This is a genomic window from Arthrobacter sp. 2YAF22_2 (assembly GCF_052114645.1).
In the GTDB taxonomy this organism is placed as follows: domain Bacteria; phylum Actinomycetota; class Actinomycetes; order Actinomycetales; family Micrococcaceae; genus Arthrobacter.
On sequence record NZ_JBFRFD010000323.1, the window covers coordinates 1 to 4,310 of the forward strand.

Annotated in this window: 4 protein-coding genes; all 4 read left to right on the plus strand. The window is 67.7% G+C overall.

Annotation, left to right across the window (positions count from 1 at the left end):
• Window positions 1-2,091: multifunctional oxoglutarate decarboxylase/oxoglutarate dehydrogenase thiamine pyrophosphate-binding subunit/dihydrolipoyllysine-residue succinyltransferase subunit (locus AB4Y86_RS13185; protein WP_441402670.1), on the plus strand; the 2,091-nt coding region annotated here is incomplete at its 5' end.
• A gap of 118 nt (window positions 2,092-2,209) precedes the next feature.
• A complete protein-coding gene (locus AB4Y86_RS13190) occupies window positions 2,210-2,809 on the plus strand; it encodes a GDSL-type esterase/lipase family protein (RefSeq protein ID WP_441402671.1) in 600 nt (199 codons plus the stop codon).
• A gap of 127 nt (window positions 2,810-2,936) precedes the next feature.
• On the plus strand, window positions 2,937-3,764 hold the full coding sequence (locus AB4Y86_RS13195; protein WP_441402672.1) for a DUF4097 family beta strand repeat-containing protein: 828 nt from the start codon (window positions 2,937-2,939) through the stop codon (window positions 3,762-3,764).
• The coding region (locus AB4Y86_RS13200) for a PadR family transcriptional regulator (protein ID WP_441402673.1) at window positions 3,764-4,310 on the plus strand (547 nt) is incomplete at its 3' end. The genes AB4Y86_RS13195 and AB4Y86_RS13200, both read left to right, overlap by 1 nt.

The window sequence follows — 4,310 nt, forward strand, 5'->3', positions numbered from 1 at the left end:
GACGACGGGCTCGACGAAGTCGCCATCGGCATGGCCCACCGCGGCCGGCTCAACGTCCTCACCAACATCGCCGGCAAGACCTATGCGCAGGTCTTCCGCGAATTCGAGGGCACCCAGGACCCGCGCTCCGTCCAGGGCTCGGGCGACGTGAAGTACCACCTCGGCACCGAGGGCACCTTCACCTCGGACAGCGGCAAGGAGACCAAGGTCTACCTCGCCGCCAACCCCTCGCACCTGGAAGCCGTCGACTCCGTCCTCGAAGGCATCGTCCGGGCCAAGCAGGACCGCCTGGACCAGGGTGAGGCCTTCCCCGTGCTGCCGATCATGGTGCACGGCGATGCTGCCTTCGCCGGCCAGGGCGTCGTCGCGGAAACCCTGAACCTCTCGCAGCTGCGCGGTTACCGCACCGGCGGCACCATCCACGTTGTCGTCAACAACCAGGTCGGGTTCACCACCGCACCGTCCTCCTCGCGTTCCTCCACCTACTCCACGGACGTCGCCAAGATGATCCAGGCGCCGGTGTTCCATGTGAACGGCGATGACCCGGAGGCCGTGGTCCGCATCGGCCAGCTCGCCTACGAGTTCCGGCAGCGCTTCCACAAGGACGTCGTCATCGACATGGTCTGCTACCGCCGCCGCGGCCACAACGAGGGCGATGACCCGTCGATGACCCAGCCGCTGATGTACAACCTGATCGAAGCCAAGCGTTCGGTCCGCAAGCTCTACACGGAGTCGCTGATCGGCCGCGGGGACATCACCGAGGAAGAAGCCGAGCAGCTGCTCCGCGATTACCAGGAACGCCTCGAGCGCGTCTTCGCCGAAACCCACGCCGCGCAGACGTCGCCGATCCCGATCATCACCGCCGATTCCGCCGCGGTCTCCGATCTTGAGCGCCCTTCTGCCCAGCAGTCCGACTCGGGCGTACGCGTCCCGGAATCCACCGCGGTCTCCGCCGAGGTGCTGGCCAGGATCGGCAAGGCACACCTTGAGTTCCCCGAGGGCTTCACGGTGCACGCCAAGCTCAAGCAGCTGCTCGAGAAGCGTGAGCTGATGTCCCGCGAAGGCGGCATCGACTGGGGCTTCGGCGAGCTTGCGGCCTTCGGTTCGCTCACCATGGAAGGCGTCCCGGTCCGGCTCGCCGGCCAGGACTCGCGCCGCGGCACGTTCGTGCAGCGCCACGCCGTCTTCCACGACCGCGCCAACGGTGACGAGTGGACGCCGCTGGCCAACCTCTCGGATGACCAGGCCAAGCTGTGGATCTACGACTCGCTCCTGTCCGAATACGCGGCCATGGGCTTCGAGTACGGCTATTCGGTCGAACGCCCGGACGCCCTGGTGCTGTGGGAGGCGCAGTTCGGTGACTTCGTCAACGGCGCGCAGACCATCATCGACGAGTTCATCTCCTCCGCCGAGCAGAAATGGGGCCAGCGCTCCTCGCTGGTACTGATGCTGCCGCACGGCTACGAGGGCCAGGGCCCGGACCACTCCTCCGCACGGATCGAGCGCTTCCTGCAGATGTGCGCCGAGGAGAACATGATCGTGGCCAACCCCACGACGCCGGCCTCGCACTTCCACCTGCTCCGCCGCCAGGCGTACAGCAGGCCGCGCAAGCCRCTGATCATCTTCACGCCGAAGCAGCTCCTGCGTCTGAAGGCCGCGGCATCCTCGGTGGAGGACTTCACCACGGGCACCTTCCGGCCGGTGATCCCCGAGCACGAGCAGCTCGATGCCGGCGCCGTCGAACGCGTGCTGCTGGTCTCCGGACGGCTGTACTACGATCTGCTGTCCACCCGGCAGAAGACCGGCGACACGACGACGGCGCTCGTCCGGGTCGAGCAGCTCTACCCGCTGCCCGCCGCCGAGATCGCCGCCGAGCTGGCCAAGTACCCCAACGCCGAAGTGGTCTGGGCGCAGGACGAGCCGGCCAACCAGGGTCCGTGGCCGTTCATCGGCCTGAACCTGCCGGATGCGCTGGACCGCCGGGTGCGCCTCGTGTCCCGGCCGGCTTCGGCGGCCACCGCGGCCGGGTCGATGAAGCGCCATGCCGCCGAGCAGGATACCCTGCTCAAACAGGCATTCGCACGTAAGTAGCGCCAGGCTGCCCGGCCGGACGTCGAACATCACGACTCCGGCCGGGCAGCTTTGTTTAAGTCAGCGGCCGAGTCCGGGAGCACGGCACAGAACCGGCATTGGGAATGAAGAGGTACTCGTGGAAGATCGGAAGCTGCGGATCGCAGCCGTTGGAGATGAGCTGTTGGCCGGCCTGGGCGACCCCCGGGCGCTGGGCTGGCTGGGGCGGGTGCTGGCCCGCACGCCGCAGGACGGCCTGACCCTGGAAAGCTACTCGCTGCCTTGCCCGCAGGAAGGCACCGAGGGCCTCGCCGAACGCTGGCTCGGGGAAGCGGGGCGGCGTTTCGCGCCGCAGCACGAGAACCGACTGGTGATCGGCCTGTCCGGACGCGACATCGAATTCGGGCTCTCCACGGCGCGCAGCCGGCTCAACCTGGCCAACATCCTGGACTCGGCATCCCAGAACAGGATCGAGGTCTTCGTGGTCGGGCCCCCGCCGACGCTGGATCCAATCCAGAACCGGCGGCTGGGCGAGCTCAACACGGCCTTCGCCGATGTCACCACGCGCCGCAAGCACCTGTACGTGGACACCTTCTCGCCGCTGCTGAACCACGAACAGTGGCGCCAGGACCTCGCGGCCAACGGCGGCACGCCCGGCCAAGCCGGCTACGGCCTGATGGCATGGCTGGTGCTGCACCGCGGCTGGTTCCAGTGGCTCGGGATGGACGCCCCGGCATAAGCACCGCCGGGACGGGTTCGCGATATATCTTGACTGTTTCATGGGCGCGATATATCGTGTTTCCATAGTCGCGATATATCGCAGGCAGGCCGCCGGCGGGATCGCATCGTCCGCATCCGGAGGAACCATGGAACAGAACGCGTGGACCGTCACCGGTCCCCAGACCATCGACGTCGACGGCGTCCGCTCGCTGAAGCTCGGCATTGTCCGCGGCCGCTTCGACATTGTCACCCATGACGAGGACGTGGCCCGTATCGAGGTCTCCGAGATCGAAGGAGACCCGCTGGCGGTCAGCTTCACCGACGGCCGGCTTGAGGTGCGGCACCAGTTGCACGGCCCGCAGGGCTGGTTCAAGAACCTCATGGGCACGGTCAGCAACAACTCGGCCAACTCCGTGGTCATCAGCATCGGGCTGCCGGCCGGCGTCGACGTCGAGACCGGCAGCGTCAGCGGTGACGGCATGGTCTCCGGCGTCACCGGCCACACCCGGTTGAACACCGTCTCCGGTTCGGTGCTGGCGGACGGCACCGCCGGCGAACTTGCGGTGAGTACCGTCAGCGGCGAGGTAATCGCCCGCAACCACCACGGCGTGCTGACGGCCAAAAGTGTCTCCGGGGAGGTCACGGCGTCCGGCGACTTCAGCAACGTCCGGGCCAACACCGTCAGCGGCGACTTGAGTTTTGACCTGCACGGCTTCACCCGGGATTTCGGCGCCAACTCGGTCTCCGGCGACGTCACCATCCGGGTGCCGCACGACGTCGGCGTGGACATCATCGCGAAGTCGGCCAGCGGCGCGGTGGTGATCGACGACCAGAAGTACGCCCAGCCCGGCGGGACTGTACAGACCATCGCCGGACCCGACGCCAAGCTGATGCTGGTGCGCACCAACTCGGTCTCCGGAAAAACCTCGATCTTCCACGGCGGGCCGACCGCAGACACCGAAGCGGGGCAGTGATGTCGCCGGTCTTTGCCCACGGCGCCTTGCGGCTGTACCTGCTGGCCCTGCTGGAGACCGGCCCCAAACACGGGTACGAGCTGATCAAGGCCCTTAGCGAGCGCTTCGGCGGCACCTACTCCCCCAGCGCCGGCACCATCTACCCGCGGCTGGCCAAGCTGGAGGAAGAGGGCCTCGTGGCAACCCGCACGGAGGGCCGGCGGACCAACTACAGCATTACAGCTGCGGGCCTGGTGGAGCTCAACGGTCGGCGGGAGGAACTGGCCGGCGTCGAGAACGACATTTCCGCCTCGGTCCGCCGGCTCGCCGACAAGCTGCGGCAGGACATCCGGGTGAACATGCAAGGGTTGCGCGCGGACCTGGCCGCGACGGCCGAGGCCGCCCGGACCACCGCCAAGAACGCCGCCACCCCGGCTGGATCCCATTACTCCAAGGACAGCGACCGCAGGCTGCGGGAGGCGGAGATGCTGGTGCAGTCCTTTCGGGACGACATCCGCGTCGAGCTCCGCCGGCATGCGGGCGCCGGCCCCGTCACCCCGGTCACGC

Bases quoted from the DNA above. Each gene is read 5' to 3' on its own strand.
- AB4Y86_RS13195 (WP_441402672.1), top strand. From the start codon at position 2,937: ATGGAACAGAACGCGTGGACCGTCACCGGTCCCCAGACCATCGACGTC.